The 24,059-nt window shown below is 33.9% G+C and carries 19 protein-coding genes; 12 read left to right on the plus strand and 7 right to left on the minus strand.

The features are described 5' to 3' along the window. Positions 1-15 precede the first annotated feature (15 nt). On the minus strand, positions 16-696 hold the full coding sequence (locus JI750_RS05990; protein ID WP_369410009.1) for a ComF family protein: 681 nt from the start codon (positions 694-696) through the stop codon (positions 16-18). A gap of 98 nt (positions 697-794) precedes the next feature. Here JI750_RS05990 and JI750_RS05995 point away from each other — a divergent pair, with 98 nt between their 5' ends. The 5 genes from JI750_RS05995 to JI750_RS06015 all read left to right on the plus strand — a co-directional run bounded on the left by JI750_RS05995 (position 795) and on the right by JI750_RS06015 (position 6,697). Then, entirely contained in the window at positions 795-2,336 is a 1,542-nt protein-coding gene (locus tag JI750_RS05995; RefSeq protein ID WP_201999387.1) for a glycine--tRNA ligase, read from the plus strand. Positions 2,337-2,606: 270 nt separating this feature from the next. After that, positions 2,607-3,425, plus strand: a complete 819-nt coding sequence (locus tag JI750_RS06000) for a LytR/AlgR family response regulator transcription factor (protein WP_201999388.1) — start codon at positions 2,607-2,609, stop codon at positions 3,423-3,425. Between the two features lie 176 nt (positions 3,426-3,601). After that, positions 3,602-3,862: a hypothetical protein gene (locus JI750_RS06005; protein WP_201999389.1), complete on the plus strand. Its 261-nt coding sequence runs from the start codon at positions 3,602-3,604 to the stop codon at positions 3,860-3,862. 92 nt (positions 3,863-3,954) lie between these two features. Then, the gene (locus JI750_RS06010; protein ID WP_236672979.1) at positions 3,955-6,009 is read left to right on the plus strand and encodes a tetratricopeptide repeat-containing sensor histidine kinase; all 2,055 of its coding nucleotides are present in this window, start codon (positions 3,955-3,957) and stop codon (positions 6,007-6,009) included. Beyond that, positions 5,999-6,697 (plus strand): response regulator, encoded by a 699-nt coding sequence (locus JI750_RS06015; protein ID WP_201999390.1) that lies wholly within the window; start codon positions 5,999-6,001, stop codon positions 6,695-6,697. The genes JI750_RS06010 and JI750_RS06015 overlap by 11 nt, the downstream gene beginning before the upstream one ends. Positions 6,698-6,819: 122 nt before the next feature. Here the strand turns inward: JI750_RS06015 and thiL are convergent, their stop codons facing one another. Beyond that, positions 6,820-7,866 (minus strand): thiamine-phosphate kinase, encoded by a 1,047-nt coding sequence (thiL, locus tag JI750_RS06020; RefSeq protein ID WP_201999391.1) that lies wholly within the window; start codon positions 7,864-7,866, stop codon positions 6,820-6,822. 289 nt (positions 7,867-8,155) lie between these two features. Here thiL and JI750_RS06025 point away from each other — a divergent pair, with 289 nt between their 5' ends. Continuing rightward, positions 8,156-8,635, plus strand: coding sequence for a DinB family protein (locus tag JI750_RS06025; protein ID WP_201999392.1), 480 nt, complete (start codon positions 8,156-8,158; stop codon positions 8,633-8,635). 47 nt (positions 8,636-8,682) lie between these two features. Continuing rightward, positions 8,683-9,180 (plus strand): DinB family protein, encoded by a 498-nt coding sequence (locus JI750_RS06030; RefSeq protein WP_201999393.1) that lies wholly within the window; start codon positions 8,683-8,685, stop codon positions 9,178-9,180. Between the two features lie 39 nt (positions 9,181-9,219). On the opposite strand, the gene JI750_RS06035 is transcribed toward JI750_RS06030, so the two are convergent. Together JI750_RS06035 and JI750_RS06040 are read right to left on the minus strand one after the other, a co-directional pair. Then, positions 9,220-10,179 (minus strand): helix-turn-helix transcriptional regulator, encoded by a 960-nt coding sequence (locus tag JI750_RS06035; protein WP_201999394.1) that lies wholly within the window; start codon positions 10,177-10,179, stop codon positions 9,220-9,222. A gap of 116 nt (positions 10,180-10,295) precedes the next feature. Then, positions 10,296-10,913 carry an outer membrane beta-barrel protein gene (locus tag JI750_RS06040; RefSeq protein ID WP_201999395.1) on the minus strand — a complete coding sequence of 206 codons (618 nt, stop codon included), beginning with the start codon at positions 10,911-10,913 and terminating at the stop codon, positions 10,296-10,298. A 280-nt stretch (positions 10,914-11,193) separates the two neighbouring features. Between JI750_RS06040 and JI750_RS06045 the strand changes: the two genes are divergently transcribed. After that, a complete protein-coding gene (locus tag JI750_RS06045) occupies positions 11,194-11,715 on the plus strand; it encodes a hypothetical protein (RefSeq protein WP_201999396.1) in 522 nt (173 codons plus the stop codon). Between the two features lie 103 nt (positions 11,716-11,818). Here JI750_RS06045 and lepA read toward each other — a convergent pair whose 3' ends face one another. From lepA to JI750_RS06060, 3 genes are all read right to left on the minus strand, one after another. Beyond that, positions 11,819-13,615, minus strand: coding sequence for a translation elongation factor 4 (gene lepA / locus JI750_RS06050; protein ID WP_111377572.1), 1,797 nt, complete (start codon positions 13,613-13,615; stop codon positions 11,819-11,821). Between the two features lie 162 nt (positions 13,616-13,777). Beyond that, positions 13,778-14,479 carry an NUDIX hydrolase gene (locus JI750_RS06055; protein ID WP_201999397.1) on the minus strand — a complete coding sequence of 234 codons (702 nt, stop codon included), beginning with the start codon at positions 14,477-14,479 and terminating at the stop codon, positions 13,778-13,780. A 35-nt stretch (positions 14,480-14,514) separates the two neighbouring features. Continuing rightward, positions 14,515-15,231, minus strand: coding sequence for an NUDIX hydrolase (locus JI750_RS06060; protein WP_201999398.1), 717 nt, complete (start codon positions 15,229-15,231; stop codon positions 14,515-14,517). A gap of 612 nt (positions 15,232-15,843) precedes the next feature. Between JI750_RS06060 and JI750_RS06065 the strand changes: the two genes are divergently transcribed. The 4 genes from JI750_RS06065 to JI750_RS06080 all read left to right on the plus strand — a co-directional run bounded on the left by JI750_RS06065 (position 15,844) and on the right by JI750_RS06080 (position 24,022). Then, positions 15,844-18,933: a SusC/RagA family TonB-linked outer membrane protein gene (locus JI750_RS06065; RefSeq protein WP_201999399.1), complete on the plus strand. Its 3,090-nt coding sequence runs from the start codon at positions 15,844-15,846 to the stop codon at positions 18,931-18,933. Between the two features lie 12 nt (positions 18,934-18,945). Continuing rightward, positions 18,946-20,526 carry a RagB/SusD family nutrient uptake outer membrane protein gene (locus tag JI750_RS06070; RefSeq protein WP_201999400.1) on the plus strand — a complete coding sequence of 527 codons (1,581 nt, stop codon included), beginning with the start codon at positions 18,946-18,948 and terminating at the stop codon, positions 20,524-20,526. A gap of 17 nt (positions 20,527-20,543) precedes the next feature. After that, entirely contained in the window at positions 20,544-21,398 is an 855-nt protein-coding gene (locus tag JI750_RS06075; RefSeq protein ID WP_201999401.1) for a hypothetical protein, read from the plus strand. Positions 21,399-21,535: 137 nt separating this feature from the next. Further along, complete coding sequence (locus tag JI750_RS06080; protein ID WP_201999402.1) at positions 21,536-24,022, plus strand: glycoside hydrolase family 2 TIM barrel-domain containing protein; 2,487 nt, start codon at positions 21,536-21,538, stop codon at positions 24,020-24,022. Positions 24,023-24,059 lie beyond the last annotated feature (37 nt).

The raw sequence follows: 24,059 nt of genomic DNA on the forward strand, positions 1-24,059 counted from the left end.
TTGAGTTTTCAAACGTTAATGTGCCATTGCCATGCATATCATACTAATTTTTGCGCCAGGGATTTTTAATAAAGCTCTGGCACATGCTTCGATAGTTGCGCCTGTAGTGAAAACGTCATCAACAATTAAAAAATGTTTATTATGATGGATTTCCTCAAATGTTACATCAAAAATACTCCCGATATTTTCAGATCTTCCAAGTAGGTTTTTCTTAGATTGTGTTTTGGTATAAAGTTTTCGGATTAGAACATTTTCTTCAAACGGAATGTCTAAGCCCGATGCTAATGCTTGACCAAAAGTTGTAACTTGATTATAGCCCCGTTCTTTAAATTTTCTTTTATGAAGCGGAACAGGGATTACTGCGTCAAAAGGAATTTCCAATTGAAGATCTTTTAAATCTTCGGCATACCAATTTCCTAAAACGGTGCCGATTTCCTGATGGCCTTTGTATTTTAAATTATGAATTAGTTCTTGAACCATTCCTTTTTTATTAAAATACAAAAATGCCGATGCAAATTGAATATCGATCTTGCCATAAAACTTTTTTACAGCTTCATTTTTCGAGTCTAAATGATAGTAAGTTAGAGGCATTTCGTGTCGGCAAATGGTGCAGAAAACAGTTTCGTTTTGAAGTAAAAGAGCTCGGCATCCGTTACAGACTTTAGGAAAAAACAGATTTATTATATAATTAATCACAAAAAGAGAGATTTTATTTACAAAAGTAACAAAATCAGCACTTCAATCTTCATAATTTTTCTTTTTTATATAGGTAGTTTTTATATTTTTGCATCACTATGGCAAAACAAGAAGATATATTTAAGAATGTGGTTTCGCACGCAAAAGAGTACGGATTTATTTTTCCGTCAAGCGAAGTGTACGATGGTTTAAGTGCTGTATACGATTACGCACAAAACGGTGTCGAATTAAAAAAGAATATCCGTGAATATTGGTGGAAATCAATGGTTCAGATGAATGAAAATATTGTCGGCCTTGATGCTGCAATATTGATGCATCCAACAACTTGGAAAGCTTCTGGTCACGTTGATGCTTTCAATGATCCATTAATTGATAATAAAGATTCTAAAAAGAGATATAGAGCTGACGTTTTGGTTGAAGATTTTGCTGAAAAAATTCACCAAAAAGCTCAAAAAGAAATCGAAAAAGCAAAAGCTCGTTTTGGTGATGCATTCAACGAACAAGAGTTTGTAACTACAAACGCTCGTGTAATTGAATATTTAGCTAAAGAAAAAGAAATCAGAGAGCGTTTAGGACGTTCTTTGGGAGCAGGTGATTTAGCTGACGTTAAAGCTTTGATCGAAGAGCTTGAAATTGCTGATCCTGAAACTGGTTCTAAAAACTGGACAGAGGTAAAACAATTTAACTTAATGTTCGGAACAAAATTAGGTGCATCTGCTGAGAATGCGATGGATTTATATTTGCGTCCAGAAACAGCTCAAGGTATTTTTGTGAACTTCTTAAACGTTCAGAAGTCTGGTCGTATGAAAGTTCCTTTTGGAATTGCTCAAACGGGTAAAGCATTCAGAAACGAGATTGTTGCAAGACAGTTTATTTTCCGTATGCGTGAGTTCGAACAAATGGAAATGCAGTTTTTTGTACGTCCAGGGGAAGAAATGAAATCATACGAATATTGGAAAGAAACTCGTTTAAAATGGCACTTATCTTTAGGATTAGGAAAAGAGAATTACCGTTTTCACGATCATGAGAAATTAGCGCACTACGCAAACGCAGCGGCAGATATCGAATTTAATTTCCCATTCGGATTTAAAGAATTAGAAGGTATTCACTCTCGTACAGATTTCGACTTAAAAGCGCACGAAGAATATTCTGGAAGAAAATTACAATATTTTGATCCTGAATTAAACGAAAACTACGTTCCTTATGTAGTAGAAACTTCTGTTGGTTTAGATCGTATGTTCTTGGCAGTTTTTGCAACTTCATTAAAAGAAGAAACATTAGAAGACGGTTCTACAAGAACAGTTTTAAAATTGCCAGCAGTTTTAGCACCAACTAAAGCGGCAGTATTGCCATTAGTTAAAAAAGATGGTTTGCCAGAAGTTTCAAGAAAAATCATCGAAGATTTGAAATGGGATTTTAATGTGGCTTATGATGAAAAAGATGCTGTAGGACGTCGTTACAGAAGACAAGATGCTTTAGGAACACCTTTCTGTATCACGGTAGATCATCAAACGCTTGAAGACGAAACAGTAACAATTCGTCATAGAGATACAATGAAACAAGATCGTGTAAAAATTACTGAATTAAGAGGTATTATCGAAAACGAAGTTTCGATGAAAAACTGGTTAATGAAAATGTAATCTTTACAGTTTATTATAGAAATCCCAAATTCCTTTACGGAATTTGGGATTTTTGATTTTAAAAAGCAGGTATTTTATCGGCTTTTTTTGCATTTCATCCTTATGTATTAACATTTCTCTGTAATGTATTAACAATGAATTGCTTAGATTTTTTAATTGCGTAATTTTAAATTTGTATTACGATAAAGACCAATTTTTTTTCTTAACATAGCAATTAAGAGCATTTTTTTGATTATGATTGCGCCGTGAGAAAACCAATAAAACCTGAAATTGAAAAAGTATTCGTATATTATAATTGATGATGATGCTGAGAGTATTTTGAAAACCCAAACAACCGCTTCAGGTTTTTCAGAATTATCTTTTAAGGCATCGGCATCAAATTTTCAGGAAGGTTTAGAATTGGTTTTAGAGCACAAACCCGATTTGGTTTTTCTAGAAATCGAACCAGAAAATCTGTCAAGTCATTTGTCGTTGACTTTTATTAGCGAATTGCACCGTTTCTTTCAGGAAATTCCAAAAATTATTATTACTACAAATAAGAAAGATAAAGCTTTTGATGCTATTCAATACGGCGTGTTTGATTACCTTTTAAAACCTGTTGCGCATATTGATCTGCTTAAAACCGTTTTGAAGCTTAAAAAAGCAAATTTTGACGTAAAAACAGCAAGTGTAATAGAAGAACAGCCTTCTATTGTAATAGATAATGTCAATAATGTAACCATTCCTCAAAATATTCAACAACCATTAACCATTTGCATAAAATCGTATGGTGATTACCGTTATCTGAATGCTGAAGATATTTGTTATTTTCAAGCCGATAACAACTCGACGGATATTTATTTAAACACTGGGGAAATGATTACGGCTTTTAAAACATTAAAGCATTTTGAAAGTGTTTTGACGTATCCTTTTATCCGTATTCATAATAGTTATGTAATTAATCGAAATTATATTTCGAGGATTCATAGCGGAAACTCAATCTGTTACATAAAAAACTCCACAAAAAAGATTCCTTTTTCGAAAACCTACAGAGCAAATGTCGAACAGATTATTGCCGATTTTGCAGCAGGAAATTACCTAGAGGTCTAAAAATTAAGCGATTACATTAATTTGCTGTCCATTGACTATCAATTGGGTACGATCTACCACAAACTCGATTTTTCTTATAAATTTTTTTCAGTCTTGGTGCTAGTTTTACACTCTGATTCGCAAACAAACAGCGAATCATCTCCAAAAATTAGTACAAAACATTAAAACCTCAAGTCATGAAAAAAACAGCTTTAACAATCGGATTATTTTCTTTAGTAGTAGTAGCAACTTCTTTTGCTTCAACTGAAGTTCCAACATATTTAGCAGCTAACGATTCTATTAAAATTTTACCTCCAGTAGATGGAAAAGGTGGTCAGAAAACTACCCAAGATGGGAAAAAAATAGATTTTCACGGAGCAAGCAATACAGATTTCAACGAAACTAAATCTTTCAATTCCGATAGACAATCATTCGGAAGAAATATTAAAGTCGACTAAAAATAGTTAAAATCGAAAAAAAAAGCTGTCAATTCTGACAGCTTTTTTTATGTCTTTTAGTTTTGTACTTTTGATTAAATTCAAAAGGGCTATTGAAAAATAATTGCTTAATACTTACTTCAATTTTTATTCTTCTTTTTGGATGTTCCAAAAAGAAGAGTGTTGATGACCATGGTGATGTTCAAACAGATAGTCTATCAATATATCTTTCGTTAGCCAGCGACATTAACTTTTCTTATAACGAAAAACAGTCCTATAATAAAAAAGCTTTGAATATTATTCTTGGCCAAAAAGATGATTCTCTGAATAAGGTAAATCTTTTCAAAATAGCCAACAGATATTACAACATGAATGATTGGGATTCCTACAGGAGCACTTCATATCTAATTTTGGATAGATCGGAAAAAAGTAAGGATTCGGTTAATTTAGCAAAAGCATATACTTATTTAGGAGATTATTATCTCTTAAAGTCTATTTCTGACAGTGCATATATGAATTATTATGCAGCTGAGAAAATTTATATCCGTATAAATGATGAATTAAATCTTGCAAAAACATACTCTAGTAAAGCAAATCTTCAGTATCAGGAAGATGCTCTTTTTGAAAGTGAGGTTACCATTTTTAAAGCTTTAAGTATTTTAAAAAAATTAAAAAATGTAAGTAGTCAGTTATACGATTGTTATAACACTTTAGGGATACTTTATAATGATAGAGAAGAGTATAATAAAGCTTTAGAGTTTCATAACAAAGCATTGGAAATATTAAAAGACAAATCGATTCCTGCAGAGCTACACTTGGAGGCAACTTCTTTAAATAATATTGGTTTTGTCTACTTAGGAATGAAAGATTACAAAAAAGCCAAGTATTATTTTCATGAAGGATTAATACAAGATAATTTATATGAGGGGGATGTCAAGTTGTATGCAATGCTTTTGGATAATCTCGCTTATGCAAAACTTAGAATGGGAGAGTCTGACGGGCTTCCAGAACAATTTTATAAGGCTCTGAAAATAAGAGACAGTCTTGGTTTAACCTCAGGAGTTATTTTGAACAAAATACACCTATCAGAATATTTTGCATTTAAAAAAGATTCTGTTAAGGCTTTGAAATTCTCAAAAGAAGCAGTAGAATTATCTCGTTCTACCGAATCTCCTACAAGTTTATTGGAATCTTTAAAGCAAATTACTTCAGTTGATCCAAAAAATGCGTCAGTATATTCTAAAGAATATATTGAAATTAATGAGAAGCTCAAGAAATCAGAGCGCAAGATGGGAGAAAAATTCTCACGTATCGAGTACGAAACCAACGAAATAAAAGATCAAAATTCTAATCTCCAAGAAAAAAATAAAACTTTGGTTTATGTATTTAGTATTTGTACATTGCTCGGGTTGTTTTTTTATGTTTACAAAACACAGCAAGCCAGAAACCGCGAGCTGCTTTTTAAACAGCAACAACAGGTTGCAAATGAAGACATTTATAATTTGATGATTTCGCAGCAAAATGAAATTGAGCTTACTCGAATAAAAGAAAAGAAAAGAGTTGCACAAGAATTACACGATGGTGTTTTGGGCCGTATGTTTGGTATTCGAATAAGTTTGGATAGTTTGGATAAATTAGATGAGGTCGAAGCTGTTTCTAAAAGAAAAAAGTATCTTACCGAATTGAAAAATGTTGAGCAGGATATTCGAGAAATTTCACATGACTTAAATAGAGAAAAATCAGAATTAATTAATAATTTTGTTTCTATTTTGAGTAAACTATTTGAAGATCAGAGAAATACTTACAGTTCAAAATTGATTACGACTTTTGATTCTGAGATAAAATGGGATTTGATAAGTAATATTGAAAAAATCAATTTGTATAGAATTGTTCAAGAAGGACTTCAGAATTGTAATAAATACGCCAAGGCTGATATTATTAGAGTAGAGTTTAAAAATGAAGATGATAATCTAGTTTTAACCATCGAAGATGACGGAATTGGATTTAATACCAATAAGACTAAAAACGGAATTGGTCTTAATAATATTGAATATAGAGCAAAAGAATGTAAGGGTACAGTTACGATAAAATCTGCCAAAGGAGAAGGAACAATTCTCACTATAAAAGTCCCATTAGACCCAAATAATAACCTGCATAATGACATTTGATTTAACAGCCTCAGTTTCGCAATTAGTTAAAAAGAATATCTTAATAGTAGACGACCATCCGTTTATTATTGAAGGATACAAAAATGCTATAACCCGTTATAATCCTAAGAAGTATGATTTTTCAATTTCGCAGGCACACGATTGCAGATCAGGTTATGATATAATAAAAAACGATAACACGCCAGAGTTTGATATTGCTTTTTTGGATATCAGTATGCCTCCTTACGAAGAAAAAGAGATTTTTTCGGGCGAAGATCTAGCGATGCTACTTCTAAAAAAAATGCCATCGTGCAAGATTATTCTTTTGACGATGTATACGGAATTACTGAAAATTAAAACAATTATCAGGACAATTCAGCCAAACGGATTGATTATTAAAAATGACCTTACTTTTGACGAATTGCTTTTGGCTTTTGATAAAGTAATGAAAAATGAAAAATATTACAGCCAGTCGGTAGTAAAGATGCTTAATCAATCTACGCATAATGCAATCGAGATTGATCAGTACGATAAACAGATATTAATTCATTTGGATAAAGGAACTCCAATTCATGAAATGCTAGAGAATATTCCGATTTCCTTAAATGCTATAGTGAAACGAAAAAAGCATTTGATGGAATTATTAAAAATAAAAAGCGGTTCTGATCGCGATTTAATTAAAGAAGCAAAAAGCAAAGGGCTTTTTTAGAGAGGAAAATTCCAATGTTGAAATTCCAAATTCCAATAAAAAAAGCCAAATAAAAAATTCCAAATTCCAAGATTATATGAAGTCATTGGAATTTGGAATTTTTTATTGGAATTTCTAAAAATTTATTCTGTCAAGGCATCCCATCCGCGGGCTTTTAAAGCAATTTTTGTGTTGGCGCGGGTTATAAGGTGGATTCCTTCATTCTCTTCCGCCATATGTCCAATAACAGAGAAATTCGGATTTCCTTTTATTTTGTCGAAATCATTAATATCAATTGTAAATAAAAGTTCATAATCTTCCCCACCATTTATGGCAACCGTTGTACTGTCGATATTAAATTCTTCGCAAGTAGAAATAAACTGAGGATCTAATGGCAATTTATCTTCATATAGATTACAACCTACTTTAGATTGTTTGCAGATATGAATAATTTCAGAAGACAATCCGTCTGAAATGTCGATCATTGCGGTTGGTTTTATATCTAAAGCATGAAGTAAGGTGCGAACATCTTTTCGTGCTTCAGGTTTCAATTGGCGCTCTACCAAATAAGTATAAGGATCTAAATCTGGCTGATTGTTTGGGTTAACTTGGAAAACTTGTTTTTCGCGTTCCAAAACCTGCAATCCCATATAAGCAGCTCCAAGATCACCTGTTACAACTAATAAATCAGTTTTTTGAGCTCCATTTCTGTAAACCAATTCATTTTCGTCGGCTTCGCCAATTGCAGTAATACTAATAATTAAACCTTTTTGAGATGAGGTTGTGTCTCCTCCAATAACATCAACTTTGTATTCTTTTGCAGCGTGAGTAATTCCTGCAAATAATTCTTCTAAAGCTTCCAAAGGAAAACGATTTGAGACTGCAACCGAAACTGTAATCTGAGTCGGTTTTGCATTCATTGCACAAATGTCAGAAACATTTACTACAACCGCTTTATATCCTAAATGCTTCAAAGGCATGTAAGCTAAATCGAAATGAACTCCTTCAATTAATAAATCGGTCGAAACTACTACCTTTTTGTCTTTAAAATCAAGAACGGCAGCATCATCGCCAATACTTTTTAAAGTAGACTCTTGTGTAACATCAAAGTTTTTGGTTAAATGATCAATTAAACCGAATTCGCCTAATTGAGCTATACTAGTTCTCTGCTGATTTTTATCTTCAATCATTTCTGTTAAGTTCCAAAGTTATTAAGGTGCAAAGGTACAAAGGATTTTTTTAAAGATGCTAAGATTCTGAGATGCTAAGGTTCTAAGTTTTTTTATTCTGTAAAGACGCACTGCAGTGCGTCTCTCTTATGTATAAATTGGGTGTAGATTTCCGATGTGTTAAATGCACTTTTGTGCGTCTAAAATGTGCTAAATAATAATTTTTAAAATATTTTTTTTGCTGCTGACAAACAGTTGTCACCAGCCCATTTTACTTTTGAAGTATTAAAAATATTTAAACTTTAAAACCATGAAAACATTAGAAGCACAAGTTATTACTTCAGAAGATTTATTGAAACATTGGCAAGGGCACAGAGCACTTACACGTCGTTTGATTGAGATTTTTCCAGAGAAAGATTTCTTCGAATTTTCAATTGGCGGAATGAGAACTTTTTCAAAATTAGTAGATGAGCTTTTGGCTATTGCAGTTCCAGGCCTAAAAGGAATTGTAACGAAAGAAACTGCACCATTCTCAGAAGGAACTGAAAAACTAATTTTCAAAGCGCAATATCTTGAAAAATGGGATGAAGCTACAGAAGAAATCAATAAATATTGGGAACAATTATCAGTTGAAGATTTTAGCGAGACCTTTAATCTTTTTGGGCAATATGAATTTCCCGTAATTCAGAATATCTTATATTTTATCGATAATGAAGTACACCACCGTGGACAAGCTTATGTGTATTTAAGAGCATTAAATATCGAACCGCCATTTTTCTGGGAAAGATAATTCGTAAAATTTTACTAACTTAATATCAGAAATCTAAAATTAAGACTATGAGTTTAAAAAAGATAATGTCCAATTTTGCAGATTACAATTTATGGGTAAACCAACAGTTTGTAAACTGGCTTTCGCCAAAAGCTGATGAATTGCTTTATGCAGAAGTTCAATCGAGTTTTCCAACCATTATGAAAACGCTAGACCATATCTGGTCTACAGAAGAATATTGGTTTTCTGTAATTTCTGAAAATGAAATGGCAGAAAAGAAGCCAGAAAATGAATTGTCAAAAGAAGAAATATTTCAAGGATTGCTCAATTCATCTACAAGATTGAAACATCTTATCAATTCATTGTCAGAGGAAGATTTGATGAAAGAAGTTAAAATTACAAATCCCTGGTTTGAATGCGAATTGCCTGTTTCAGATTATCTGATCCAGGTTATCAATCACGGAACTTATCACCGAGGACAAATTGTAACTATGGGAAGAAACATCGGAATTACAGATGCTTCCAACACCGATTACAATTTTTATAATGTGGTAAAACAGAAATAAATGAAAAACTCCTGTAGATAATTCTATCAGGAGTTTTTTCTATAAAAGTCGTTGCTTATTGATTTCTAACAATTTCAGAACGTTGGTCTTTAATGTTTCGGGTTCCAGAATTTCGGCATAATCTCCAAACATAAGAAACCATCTCGGAAAAGCATTATCGATATCTCTGGACATAAAAGTCATTTCGATTTTTTCGCCAACATCTTTTTGCGAAATAAAACCATGATATTTTCTCTCAGTTGCTAAATATCTCGCTATTTTTCGGTCAATTAAAATCCTAACTTTTGTTGTTGGACAGGTTTCCGTTTTAGTTAAATAGGTTTCCAGAGCATCGTGTTCGATTGTAAAATCAACATCTGTTTTTTTAATTCCCTGAATTCTGTCGGTTCTAAACTGACGGTAATCTTTTCTAAGGTGGCAATATCCCAGAAAATACCAATTATTGTTGTCGTGAAAAACTCCTACAGGCTCCAAATTACGTTCAGTAGTTTCGTCTTTATCAAAAGTTTTATAGGTCAGAAGAATTTGTTTTTTCTCTGCAATACCTTCAAAAAGAACCGCCAAAGTATTTGGCGAATTATCGTTAAACATCGGTTCTGCATCTTGCATGACAATTCTAGATTCGATGTTCGAAAGATAATCTTTGTCGTTGCTTCTTAAAACCGATTTCAGTTTATACATCGCCGATGCATAATGTGTTCCCAAGGAAGGATCGGTAAACTTTTGCATTAGCTTTTCTGCCGCAATAAAACTGCTCACTTCTTCGCGAGTAAACATAACTGGCGGAAGTCGATAACCATCCATCAACGCGTAACCAACTCCAGCTTCACTATAAATAGGAACGCCAGACGCTTCAAGAGTTCTAATGTCTCTATAAATTGTCCTTAAACTGCATTCAAAACGATCGGCCAATTCTTGTGCTTTTACAATTTTTTTAGATTGTAATTGAATAAGAATAGCTACAATTCGGTCAAATCGTTTTGGGCTTTCGTCGAGCATTTTTCTTTTTTAGGTTAAAAGGTTAGAGGTTCAAAGTTACAAAGGTTTGGTGTTTTAAGAATAAAAAAAGCTGTTCTAAACTAGAACAGCTTTTATGTGTAAATCGTTAAAACGAATTAAAATCTAAACAATAATCCGAATTTTGGTTGATCGAAGATGTTTTCAAATAAGTTGATGTTTAATTGGAAAGTATCTGAAGATGGACCGTTTTCTGGAGAAACACTGTTGTATGATAATAAATTAGCAAGAGTAAAAGTAACTGCAATGTTTTTAGTTAAGAAGTAATTTAAACCAACATTGATATTGGCTGTTAGACTATTGCTATCATCTGTGCCAGTAATTGGACTTTCGTATTTATTTCTGCCATATCCTAAACCTACTTCTCCATAAGCTTTGAATCGTTTTTTATCGAGTTCCAATACATAATATCTTGCGAAACCACCGATTCCAAAAATATTAGTTTTTTCATCGGTTGCTTCAACTTTATTGCTAGAATAACTCAATTGTCCCCCAACGGCAAATTTATCATTAAGAAAATATCCAAATTTGGGATTAAAAGCATAATAGTCTTGATCACCTCCCGTACTAATTTGTATTGCACCTTCAATAAACATATCACCATGACTGAAAGTGATACCTTTTGCAGTGTTCATTTCTGCATCAACTTGATCTTGCTGAGCACTTGCAAAGTAAAATGTAAATAACGCTAGAATAACAGATAATTTGGTTTTCATAATCTTTTATTTTTAAAGTTGTAAGATTAAAAATACAATTTTATCTTAAAATTAACTTTAAATTTATCTAAAAGCGTTAAAAAACAAGCGATTAAGTTAATAATTAAACTAATTTGTAGGTTTTTACTTGTTTTGTTTTGCATCTAGATATGCTTATTTTAAACAAGAAAATTTAGAATTTGCAAAACTAGTAATAGGATAAACATGAGAATACCTTAACAGCAAATAGCAATTGATTATCGTTTTTTGATATTTTTGGCTAACTTAAAAAGATTCATAAATGCATAATAAATTAACAATTGATCAAATAGTAGAGTTAAGAAACAGAATGCGGAATGGTACTTTTGACAGCGAGTATGAAATAAAAACTTTAATAAGGATGGGATATCATCCTGATATTGCAGATTTGTTAGTTAGTAATGTCGTACTTGGGTTTAAAGATGAGCTTCTGAAAGAAATAAAAGAAGAAAAAGAAACAAGAGATAAAAAGGAAGGCTTTCGAGGGATTATGATAATAGTGTCTGTCTTTAATACAGTGCTGGGAGAAAACAATATGTATTTAACTTTAATTCCAGTTGCAATAGCCTTTTTATCAGGTTATTTTGGATTTCCAAAGCAACGAGTACTTGGGATTGCAGGGTTTGTTATTGGGGCTGTTATGATGCCATTTGTATATTGGTCTTGTTTGTATAATGTAGGATCAGATTTAATTAGGATTATAATCGCAACAGCTATTTCTTTTGGACCAGCAATTCTGGTAAAATATGTAATATCTAAATTGAAAAATGCAAACAAAGATTAATGATTTTAAAATACTTCATAAAATATAAAATAAAAAACCCGACAACATAAGTCATCGGGTCTAATCTATATTCTTGGTTCTTTACTCTTTTATCTAAAAAGAACTAGTCATTCAATTTCAAAACAGCCATAAATGCTTCTTGAGGAATCTCTACGTTTCCTACTTGACGCATACGTTTTTTACCTTTTTTCTGTTTTTCAAGAAGTTTACGCTTACGCGAAATATCTCCACCGTAACATTTTGCAGTAACGTCTTTACGAAGTGCTTTAATAGTTTCACGAGCAATAATTTTTGCTCCAATTGCAGCTTGAATCGGAATGTCGAATTGCTGTCTTGGAATTAACTCGCGTAATTTCTCGGTCATTTTTTTACCGATGTTGTAAGCATTATCTTCGTGGATCAATGCAGAAAGTGCGTCAACAGTTTGAGCATTCAAAAGAACGTCAAGTTTAACTAATTTAGAGGTACGCATTCCGATAGGAGAATAATCGAAAGAAGCGTAACCTTTAGAAACTGTTTTCAAACGATCATAGAAATCGAATACAATTTCCGCCAAAGGCATATCAAAATTCAATTCAACACGCTCTGTTGTTAAATATGTTTGGTTGGTAATTAAACCACGTTTTTCGATACATAAACTCATTACGTTTCCAACAAAGTCAGATTTTGTAATGATCGTAGCTTTAATAAATGGCTCTTCAACTCGATCCAATTTTGAAGGCTCTGGCAAGTCTGATGGGTTGTTTACAACAATAGCTTTTTCTGGCTCTTTTTTAGTATAAGCCAAATACGAAACGTTAGGAACTGTTGTAATTACAGTCATATCAAACTCTCGCTCTAAACGTTCTTGGATAATTTCCATGTGAAGCATTCCTAAGAATCCGCAACGGAAACCAAATCCTAATGCGGCAGAACTTTCAGGAGTAAAAACTAATGAAGCATCATTCAGTTGTAATTTTTCCATAGAAGAACGCAAGTCTTCATAGTCTTCTGTATCTACAGGATAAATACCTGCGAATACCATTGGTTTTACATCCTCAAAACCAGCAACCATATTTGTTGTTGGAACTTTTGCATCTGTAATCGTATCACCAACTTTTACTTCGCGAGCTTCTTTAATTCCAGAAATCAAATATCCAACATCTCCTGCCGAAACTACATTTTTAGGAACCTGATTAAGTTTTAAAGTTCCAATTTCGTCAGCAAAATATTCGTTGTCTGTAGCCATAAATTTAATTTTCTGGCCTTTTTTGATTTCACCATTTACAACTCTAAAGATTACCTCAATTCCGCGAAACGGGTTGTAAACCGAGTCAAAAATCAAAGCTTGCAATGGCTCTTCTGGATTTCCTTTTGGAGCAGGAATTTTTTCGATAATGGCAGCAAGAATATTCTCAACACCAAAACCAGTTTTTCCAGAAGCATGAATAATATCTTCTAATTTACATCCTAATAAATCAATAATATCATCACTTACTTCTTCTGGGTTTGCACTTGGCAAATCGACTTTGTTTAAAACTGGAATAATTTCCAAGTCATTTTCAAGTGCTAAATATAAGTTTGAAATCGTTTGTGCTTGAATACTTTGAGCAGCATCAACAATCAAAAGTGCACCTTCGCAGGCAGCAATAGATCTTGAAACTTCGTATGAAAAGTCAACGTGCCCAGGAGTATCAATTAAGTTTAAGATATATTCTTCGCCTTTGTATTTGTATTCCATTTGGATGGCATGACTCTTAATGGTAATTCCACGCTCGCGCTCCAGATCCATGTTGTCAAGCAATTGTGCTTTTTCTTCACGAGCTGTAACGGTCTGTGTTGCGCCTAGTAATCTGTCCGCCAATGTACTTTTACCGTGGTCAATGTGTGCAATAATGCAAAAGTTACGTATCTTCTTCATTTGTATATATCAGTTCTCTAAAACGAGTTTAAGTATTTTTGGGTATAAAACAGGCTAAAGCAATTGCTATAAAGCATGTTATTAAGGCGCAAAGATAGCGCAAAGTTTTGGATTCTGGAATCTTGATGATCGATAGTTGATAAGAAAGAATTAAAATCGGGATTAAAATTCAAAATTAAATCCTTTTTCTGTTAATTTCTTGTACATTTCAGGGTCAAATTTGTAAAGTTTGGCTGCTCTATGCGAGACATCTTTTTGCTTTTCATCCAATGCGGTAAGCAGTTTCATGTGAAGCACTTTTCTTCTAAAATTCGACTTATCCAATTCGATTCCAAGAATTTCTTCATACAAATGCATCAGCTGTAATAAAGTAAATTTTTCAGGAAGAAGATTAAATCCAATTGGCGCCTGACGAACACGGTTTCTTAGTTGTGCTAAACTGAAATCGAGAATTTCGTTGTGATCAAAAATTAGCTCAGGAATATCTTTTATTTTATACCATTTTGCTTCGATAACTCGCAAACTGGCTTTAATATTATAATCTTCTCTATTGACTAAAGTATAATAACCAATCGTCACAACACGTCTTTCTAAAACACGTTGCGGATTTGTAAATGCCTTCAGCTGTTCTAAATAAATATCTTCAAGACCAGTAAGTTCCTGTAAAATACGCTGTGCGGCATTATCAGCACTTTCATCTATTTGAAGCCATCCGCCAAGTAAACCCCATTTGCCTTTACTTTCTCCTTGAGCGTGCTGAACCAAGAGAACTTCAAGACTCTCTTTGTTAAATCCGAAGAAAACACAGTCTATTGTGATTCCGTCTACGGCTGGTTTGTGGTGGTTAGTAGTTATTTCAGTCAATTTATTGTTGTCGTGTTATTAATTTGTGTTGAAAATTAGAACTCAAAATTGAATCCTTTTTCAGTTAGTTTTTCATAGATTTCTGGATCAAACTTGTATAATTGAGCCGCTCTATGCGATACATCTTGCTGTTTTTCGTCTAATGCGACCAAAAGTTTCATGTGAAGAATTTTTCTTCTAAAGTTAGGTTTGTCCATTTCGATTCCTAAAATTTCTCCATACAAATGCATTAATTGTAATAGCGTAAATTTTTCTGGCAGTAAATTAAAACCAATTGGGGTCTGGCGAACTTTATTTCTTAGATGTTTTATACTGTAATCTAAAATTTCATTATGATCGTAAATCAAATCTGGAATTTCATTGATTTTATACCATTGAGCATCAGAAGCTGTAAAACCTGCTTTAATGTTATAATCTTCTCTTTTTACTAATGCATAATATCCGATTGTAATAACGCGTCGTAGCGGAAAACGATCTGGATCTCCAAATGCTTTCAGCTGTTCTAGATAAATATTATCAAGACCTGTAAGCTCATTCAATAAACGGTGAGCCGCATTGTCGGTACTTTCCTTTTTATAAATCCATCCACCCGGAAGTCCCCATTTTCCTTTACTGATACCTTCGGCATGTTGCACCAAAAGCACTTCAAGACTACCCTTATCAAAACCAAAAATAACACAGTCAATCGTGATGGCATTCATCGCGCTGTTTTCATTTTTTAGAGCAGTTTTGTCGTCTACATTTTCAACCATATATGAGATAAATTTTGACAAATTAAATAAATAAAATCATTATTAACCTTTTTGAAGGTCTTATATTTTTTTTAACGAAACAAATTTTTGATAATCAGCTATTTAAAAATGTGCTAAAAAAGCGTCTTTTTTAAAGCAATTCTTAAACGACTGATTGTCAATTTTATAAAACGTTGGTTTTTCTATATTTTTTATTTCAATTCTGATTAAGATTTTACAACATTAATAAAAATGAATTAGGATTAATCAGAATCGAAAAAAAATAACCCTAATATTTTGTTAATATAGAAAATTTGTTTTACACTTGTAGTCAAATTTACCATAAGATAAATTCAAATTGACCATAAGCAAAAAAAGAACAAACTTACACTTAACTTAAACTTACCACAAATGTTTTTTATAAAAATTGATTTGAATAGCTTTTTGATGAGATTACCATCATCAAATTCTGCCAAAAGAATTGATTTTGAAGTTGTTTATAGTCTGCAAGTACTAAATGTTAGAAATGAGATTCAGGCCCTCATTTTTGGCATGACCTACTTGGGAAGTTTTTCCGGATTTCTCCTAGGGTAAAAAACACTAACTATAACTTAAACTTAATCAATTCTTATTATGAAAAGCAAAAATTGTATTAAAACAACAAAGCTTCCATATTTTATGGCGGTGCTGCTTAGCGTATTTATGATGCAGTTTGGATTTGCTCAAGAATCCAAAACTGTAAGTGGGACAATTACCTCTTCCGAAGACGGATTTGGAGTTCCAGGAGCAACTGTACAAGTACAGGGAACAAAATCGAGTACTGTTACCGATTTTGACGGAAAATATAAAGTTGAGGCTAAAACGGGAGATGTTTTAGTAATCACTTTTGTAGGTTTCAAATCGCAGAATGTTACGGTTGGAACTCAAAAAGTAATCAATGCGGTTTTACAGCCAGAAACTGCAGAACTTAAAGAAATTGTAGTAATCGGTTACGGTACTCAAAAGAAGAAAGTAAATACTGCAGCAACTTCTTTGGTGTCTGGAAAAGACATTCAGCAGGTTGCGAGTCTTGATGTTGTAAATGCTTTACAAGGTCAAGCTTCTGGGGTTTCTGTAACTTCATCTTCTGGACAGCCAGGAGCGAATATGGTGGTAAATATTCGTGGAGCAGGTACAGCAGGAAACAGCGATCCGCTTTATGTAGTTGACGGTGTAGTAGTAGATAACGGAATTGGATATCTTGATCCATCTGTGATTGAAAGGGTTGACGTTTTAAAAGATGCTTCGGCAGCTTCTATCTACGGAGCAAGAGCAGCAAACGGAGTTATCTTGGTTACAACTAAAAAGGGAAAAGACGGTAAAATGAATGTGTCTTTCAGTTCTTATACAGGGTTTCAGCAGATTGCTAAAAAACTGGATTTGATGAATACACAGGAATATACAACAATCATGAACGAAGCTCGTGTAAATTCTGGATATGCTCCATTATACACAAAAGATCAAATTGCTTCATTTCCTGATCACGACTGGCAAAAAGATTTGTTTAATGAAGGTGCAATGAAACAAAACCACTCTCTTTTGATTACTGGAGGTGACGAAAAATCTACTATTGCAACTGGTTTATCTTACTACGGACAAGAAGGTATGATTGGAGGATCTACTAACCAATCTCAATACGATCGTGTAACTTTTACAGTAAACTCTACTTCTGAAGTAATTAAGGGATATTTGAAAATTGGTGAAAACTTCACTTTATCAAACATCAAATCTAGCGGTGTTGCCGATGATGGTATTTACAGCAATGCAATTAGAAGTTTCTTAAATGCTGCTCCAATTGATGAGACTTATGACGAAAATGGAGATTTTGCACATTCTATTATTTCTCAAGACATCAGCAATCCAGTTGGATCTTTGTACTACAACAACTTCAATCAGACTAAAACAAATCGTTATGTAGGTAATATTTTTGCTGAATTGAAATTTGCAAAAAACTTTACTTTCAGAACTAGTTATGGTGTTGATATGACAGATAGCAATTACCGTTCTTTCAGACCAGTTTATTCGCTTTCTTCAAATGATAATAATACAGTTTCTAGCGTAACTCAAAGTGCTACAAAATCTTTAGGATGGATTTTTGAGAATACACTTCAATACAAATTCAACATTGCCGATGCTCATAATTTTGATGTATTAGTAGGTACTTCTGCTAAAAAGAATACTTCTGATTACATGGAAGGGCAAGGAAGAAACTTAATTTTTGATGATTTCGAACATGCTTATTTAGATAATGCAAAAGATCCGACATCAAATGTGGTAAAAGGAAATCGTAAAGATTACGCAATTCAGTCTTACTTCGGACGTTTATTGTACGATTACAACAATAAATACTTATTCTCTGCAACAGTTCGTCGTGACGGTTCATCAGAATTTGGTCCAGATAACAAATATGCTATTTTCCCATCGTTCTCTGCAGGATGGAATTTAGATAAAGAAGCTTTCTTCAAAGAAAACAAAGTTTTAAATACTTTCAAATTAAGAGCAAGCTGGGGACAAAATGGTAACGACCAATTTGCAAGAAGATTTGCTTATATGTCAACTGTAAATTCTACAGATAAAACATATCATTTCGGAACTGGCGACGAAACTCTTTTAGTAGGTTCAAGCCCAGATCAATTGGCAAACCGTAACTTAAAATGGGAAACTTCTGAGCAGTTAGATTTAGGTTTTGATGCTACATTGTTTACCAACTTTACTCTAACTTTTGATTACTATGACAAGAAAACAAAAGATTGGTTAGTATTGGCATCTATACCAACTTATGCTGGAGCAACTGCACCTTACATTAATGGTGGTGACGTAAGCAACAAAGGTTTTGAAATTGGTTTGTCTTACCGTACACGTTTTGGAAAAGATTGGAATTTTGCCATCAATGCAAACCTTTCTCGTAACCAAAACGAAGTGTTGAAAATTGCTAACAATGAAGGAATCATTCATGGAGAATCAAACGTATTGTTCCAAGGTTTAGACGAGATGAACCGTGTTGAGGTTGGAAAACCAATGGGTTATTTCTACGGATTAAAAACAGACGGAATTTTCCAAAATGCTACTGAAGTTGCAGCAGGTGTTCAGCCAAATGCACAGCCAGGAGACGTTCGTTTCGTAGATTTAAATAATGACGGAAAAATTGATGCAAACGATAAAACACAAATTGGCGATCCAAACCCAGATATTAACTATGGTGTTAATTTAGAATTGTCATACAAAGCATTTGATTTCTCTATTAATACTTACGGTATCGCTGGAGGACAAAACGTTTTTGGAGTTCACGATTACACACGTGCTTACACAAACAACACTACAGATGTGTTAGGAAGATGGACAACTGAAGGAACTTCTAACAGAATTCCAAGAGTAACTTACGGAACTGATGCAAACGGAAACTATACTAAATTCTCAGATTTATATATTCAAGATTCAGATTTCTTCAGAATTAAAAATGCTACAATCGGATGTGATTTAACGAAGTTGACAACAAAACTTAGCTTCTTCAGTAAATTCAGATTGTATGTTGCAGGAAATAACCTTTATACATTCACAAAGTACAAAGGAATGGATCCAGAAATTGGTTTCGGAAACGTAAATCAGTCTTGGGCTAAGGGTATAGATGTTGGATACTATCCTCAGCCAAGAACCTATTTGATGGGTCTGAATGTTAACTTTTAAAATTTGAAAATCATGAAAAGATATATAAAATTATTTGCGCTTTCAAGCTTACTTACTTTAGGTGCTTGCTCGCAGGATTTCTTGGAAAACGAACCATATACAGATAAGGTAACAGAGAATTTTTATAAAACACCTTCTGATGCTTTTGAAGGTCTTGTAGCAATTTACGATGTTTTACAGCGCGAGGCTTACGGCGGACCTTTATTAATTAGTGAACAAGCTTCTGATGATTGTTTTGGAGGTTACGGTATTGCCGATGCTCAAGCGGATATTGAATGGGACCGTTTCCTATATGTTTCAGACAAAGACATGAACAAAGATGTTTGGGCTAATGCTTATTTAGGAATTTACAGAGCTAATATTTTATTAGAAAATATCGATAAAGTAAACTGGGGATCTGATACAGCTTTGAAAACTCGTTACGAAGCTGAAGCACGTTTCTTAAGAGCGCATTTCCATTTTACAGCAGCTAAAATGTTTGGAGATATTATTCCTCTTGATCATACGGTAACAACAAGCGAGTTCGAGTTGCCAAGACAAGCTCCAGAAGTTACTTACGCTTTAATTGCAAGCGATTTAAAATTTGCTGCAGACAACTTAGGTCCAGAGAACTATTCACAAGCAGGAAATGCTAATTACGGACGTATTACAAAATGGGCTGCTGAAGCTTATTTGGCTAGAACATTCTTATTCTATACAGGAACATATGGTAAAGCAGATTTAGCTGGTGTTGTTTCTAAAGCTGAAGCAACTGCTTATATTAACGATGCAGTAAATAATAGCGGACATGGTTTGGTGGCTGATTTTGCTAATCTTTGGTTGGCAGCTTCTTTCGAAAATTTTGCTGGAGAAGATAATACAGAAATGGTTTGGGCGGTACGTTTTAACGGTTCAGGAAAAGGAAACTGGGATCTTCATGAAGGAAACCGTTTCCAAGTAAACATTGCGCCACGTGGAGGTTCAATTGGAAAATATGCAACAGGATGGGGAGGAGCAACAGTGAATCCTAAGTTGGTAGATTCTTACGAAGCAGGTGATACTAGAAAAGCAGCTTCATTTATTGATTATGCAGGTGAAGGTTTGAATTTTGATGCACAAGCTAGAGAACAACGTCAGTACACAGGATATTCTTGGAAAAAATATTGCCCAATTACAAACGCAGCAGGAACAGCTGTTGTAGAGGCAAACGGAGGAAATTTCCAAATTGACAACTACCAAGATTATGCGATTATTCGTTTCTCTGATGTGTTGTTAATGGCTGCTGAATTGAATTTATCTTCTAACCCAGCTTTAGCACAAGCAGATTTTGACAGAGTACGTGACCGTGCTTTTAAAAATACTACTCACAGAAAAACGGCTAGTATCGAAAATATCATGAAAGAGCGTCAATTAGAATTGGCTCTTGAAGGACTTCGTTATTTTGACTTAATCAGACAAGGAATGCCTGCAATGAAAGCCGCTATTGATAACACCACTGGTGGTTCTCAGTTTGCAGTTACTTTTAGAACAGAGACTCAAGGTTGGTTGCCATTACCGCAATCTCAGATCATTCTTTCAAATGGTACAATAACTCAAAATCCAGGTTGGAATTAATTCAAAACAAAATGACTATGAAACGTATATTATATATTTTAATAGCAGCTGTTACAATTGGTTCGCTGTTATTTTCTTGTGAGGCAATTGAGGATCGCGAAAGCCTTCCAGCAGTTACTTTGACACCAGAAACACTTAAGTTTTCTATCACGCAAGATGCTACAAACAAAAATCTTGTGAATTTTAAAAGTGATGATCCGACTGTTATTCCATTTTGGAAATATGTAGATGCAGCAGGAAATGAATTAGGACATTCTAACAAAAGCAGCGATCAAGTAATTCTGCCTTTTGCCGGAAAGTATACTATTTATTACACCGCTTATACAAGAGGAGGTTCTGTAGAAGCTGCTCCGGTTGTGGTTGATATTGCCGAAAATGACGAAACGTATTTTAGAGATCCAAAATGGCAAATGCTAACAAATGGTGTTGACGGAAAAACTTGGGTTTTAGATTTTACAGATCCAGTTGGATGGGCTGGTTTAGACTACCCAGCTACATCTGGAGATAACTGGAGCTGGCTTCCAGATTATGCAAGCAACTCTTGGGTAATGGCTAATAAAGATTGGGGTCAAATGTATTTTGATTTAAATGGAAATTACAATACATCGGTTACTCAGACAGCGATTGCAAACAACAATCAAACTACAAAAAAAGGAACATATTCATTTGATATTGCAAATAACAAATTAGTTTTTAATGGTGGAGTACAGATGCTTTACGGTGGAGACTATTATGGAGACTGCAGTAACTGGATCAGCGTAAAAGTGGTTGAGCTTACAGCAACATCTTTAAGATTAGCAGTAGTGCGTGACCAAAGTAGAACTGGTGAAGGAGTTTGTCTAATTGTATTCCACTACAAGCCGAAATCGTAAGTTAGTTAGTTTTGAAGTCTCAGTCCTAAAAGCATTTTGTAATGTTCTTTAAGACTGAGACTTAAATTATTTTATGAGGAAATAAATGAAACCGTTTTTTATTTCTATCTTCAAATTCCAAAAAAATAAAAGTACCTATGCATATTAGAAAAAACATAAAAAACATAAGTTTATGGGCAATTGCAGCTGGAGTTTTTTTCTTGAATTCCTGTTCTAAAAAACAAGATGCATTTGTAAACCGAAAAGTTTCTTTTAATGCAGATTGGAGCTTTCATCTTAACGATAGCATTATTGATAAAGATACAATTGGAGCTTCAACAAAATGGAGGACTTTAGATGTTCCACATGATTGGAGCATTGAAGGAAAATTTGATGAAAAAAGTCCTGGTGGTTATGGCGGAGGATCTCTAAATGGAGGTTTGGGCTGGTACAAAAAAACATTCAAAGTAGTTGCAGAAGACAGCACAAAAATCACTTCAATCACTTTTGACGGCGTTTATCGAAACAGCGAAGTTTGGGTAAACGGGCATTATTTAGGAAAACGTCCAAACGGATATATTGGTTTTCAATATGAAATTTCTCCATACTTAAATTACGGAGACAAAAACAACGAAATAATTGTTAAGGTTGACAATTCGAAACAACCAAATTCACGCTGGTATTCAGGTTCAGGAATTTTTAGAAATGTCTGGATCGAAACTACAGATAAACTTCATGTGGGACAATGGGGAACCTATATTACAACTCCAAAAGTTACGGCTGAAAAGGCTTCTATAAGTATTGAAACAACAATAAAAAATCAATACAAAGAAGGTAAAAAAGCAACTGTAAAGACTACTATTTTTAAAGATGATAAAAAAGTAACGTCGGTTACTCAAGATATAACAATCAACGCCAACGAAAATCAAATTCTGAACCAAGCGGCAGAAGTTGAAAATCCGATTTTATGGTCAGATGAAAAGCCAGAATTGTACACAGCAGTTACCGAAATTTCGCTTGACGATAAAATCATCGATCAATACAAAACCACTTTCGGAATCAGAGATTTCAAATTCGATTTGAATAAAGGTTTTATTTTGAATGGAAAACAAGTCAAAATAAAAGGAGTTTGTATGCATCACGATTTAGGACCGTTAGGGTCTGCGATCAATACTCGTGCAATCGAACGTCAGTTAGAGATTTTGAAAGAAATGGGTGTAAACGGAATTAGAACTTCTCATAATCCGCCTGCTCCAGAACTTTTAGAGCTTTGCGACAAAATGGGGTTCATTGTCATGGATGAAGCTTTTGATATGTGGAAACAAACCAAAACCAAATACGATTACGGAAACGATTGGGACAAATGGCACAAACAAGATCTAATTGATCAATTGTTACGTGACCGAAATCATGCCAGTATTTTTATGTGGAGTATTGGAAATGAAATTCCAGAACAATGGAGCGAAACAGGTGTTGAAATTGCTAAAGAATTGGCTGCGATTACTCGTCAATATGATAAAACGCGTCCGTTGACTGCAGGAATGAATCCGCCAGTGAACATGAATATTGATGCCGTGACCTTACAATTTGAGAAAAAAGATGTATCGATTAATCCACTTGCAGGATCTGGTGTTTTAGATTTAATCGGATACAATTACGCGCATCAAACATTCGAACATCATCTAAAGAATTTCCCAAATACACCTTTTATTGCAACTGAAACGACTTCAGGTTTACAGACAAGAGGGTATTATGATGCCGTTTCAGATACGATCAAAAAATGGCCGGTAAGATGGGATCTTAAATTTACAGAAGGAAATCCTGGAAATACGGTTTCAGCTTACGATCAAGTTCAAACTCCGTGGGGGTCTACACACGAAGCAACTTGGAAAATTATCAAAAAACATGATTTCTTGGCAGGAATGTACGTTTGGACAGGTTTCGATTACATCGGAGAACCAACGCCTTACGAATGGCCATCGGTAAGTTCTTATTTCGGAATTGTCGATTTAGCCGGTTTCCCGAAAGACGTGTATTATATGTACCAAAGTGAATGGACAAACAAAACGGTTTTGCACATTTTCCCGCATTGGAACTGGAAAGCCGGACAAACAGTTGATGTTTGGGCATACTATAATAAAGCCGATGAGGTTGAACTTTTTGTAAACGGAAAATCGGTTGGAAAGAGAAGTAAAAAAGGAGACGATCTGCACGTAATGTGGAGAATTCCTTTTGAAGCTGGAACCTTAAAAGCAGTTTCTCATAAAGATGGAAAAGTAGTTTTAGAAAGAGAAATCAAAACAGCAGGAAATCCATCTCAATTAAAATTAACTGCTGATAGAAGTACCATCAAAGCAGACAAAAACGATTTGTCATTTATCACGGTTGATATTTTAGATGATAAAGGAACGATTGTACCAAACGCGAATAACGAGATTAATTTCTTTTTAAAAGGAAACGGAAAAATTGTAGGTGTTTGTAGTGGAGATCCTGTAAGCCACGAATCGTACAAAGGAAATAAACATACGGCTTTGGCAGGAAAATGTCTGGTAATTGTTCAGTCTGGAGATCAATCTGGAAGATTAGAATTAACCGCTAAAGCGAATGGGCTAAAACAAGCTACAATTGTAATTACAACAGAATAAATTTTTAAATATAGCCACAGATTAAAAGGATTAAAAA

It is taken from the genome of Flavobacterium tagetis (genome assembly GCF_016735615.1).
Lineage (GTDB): Bacteria > Bacteroidota > Bacteroidia > Flavobacteriales > Flavobacteriaceae > Flavobacterium > Flavobacterium tagetis.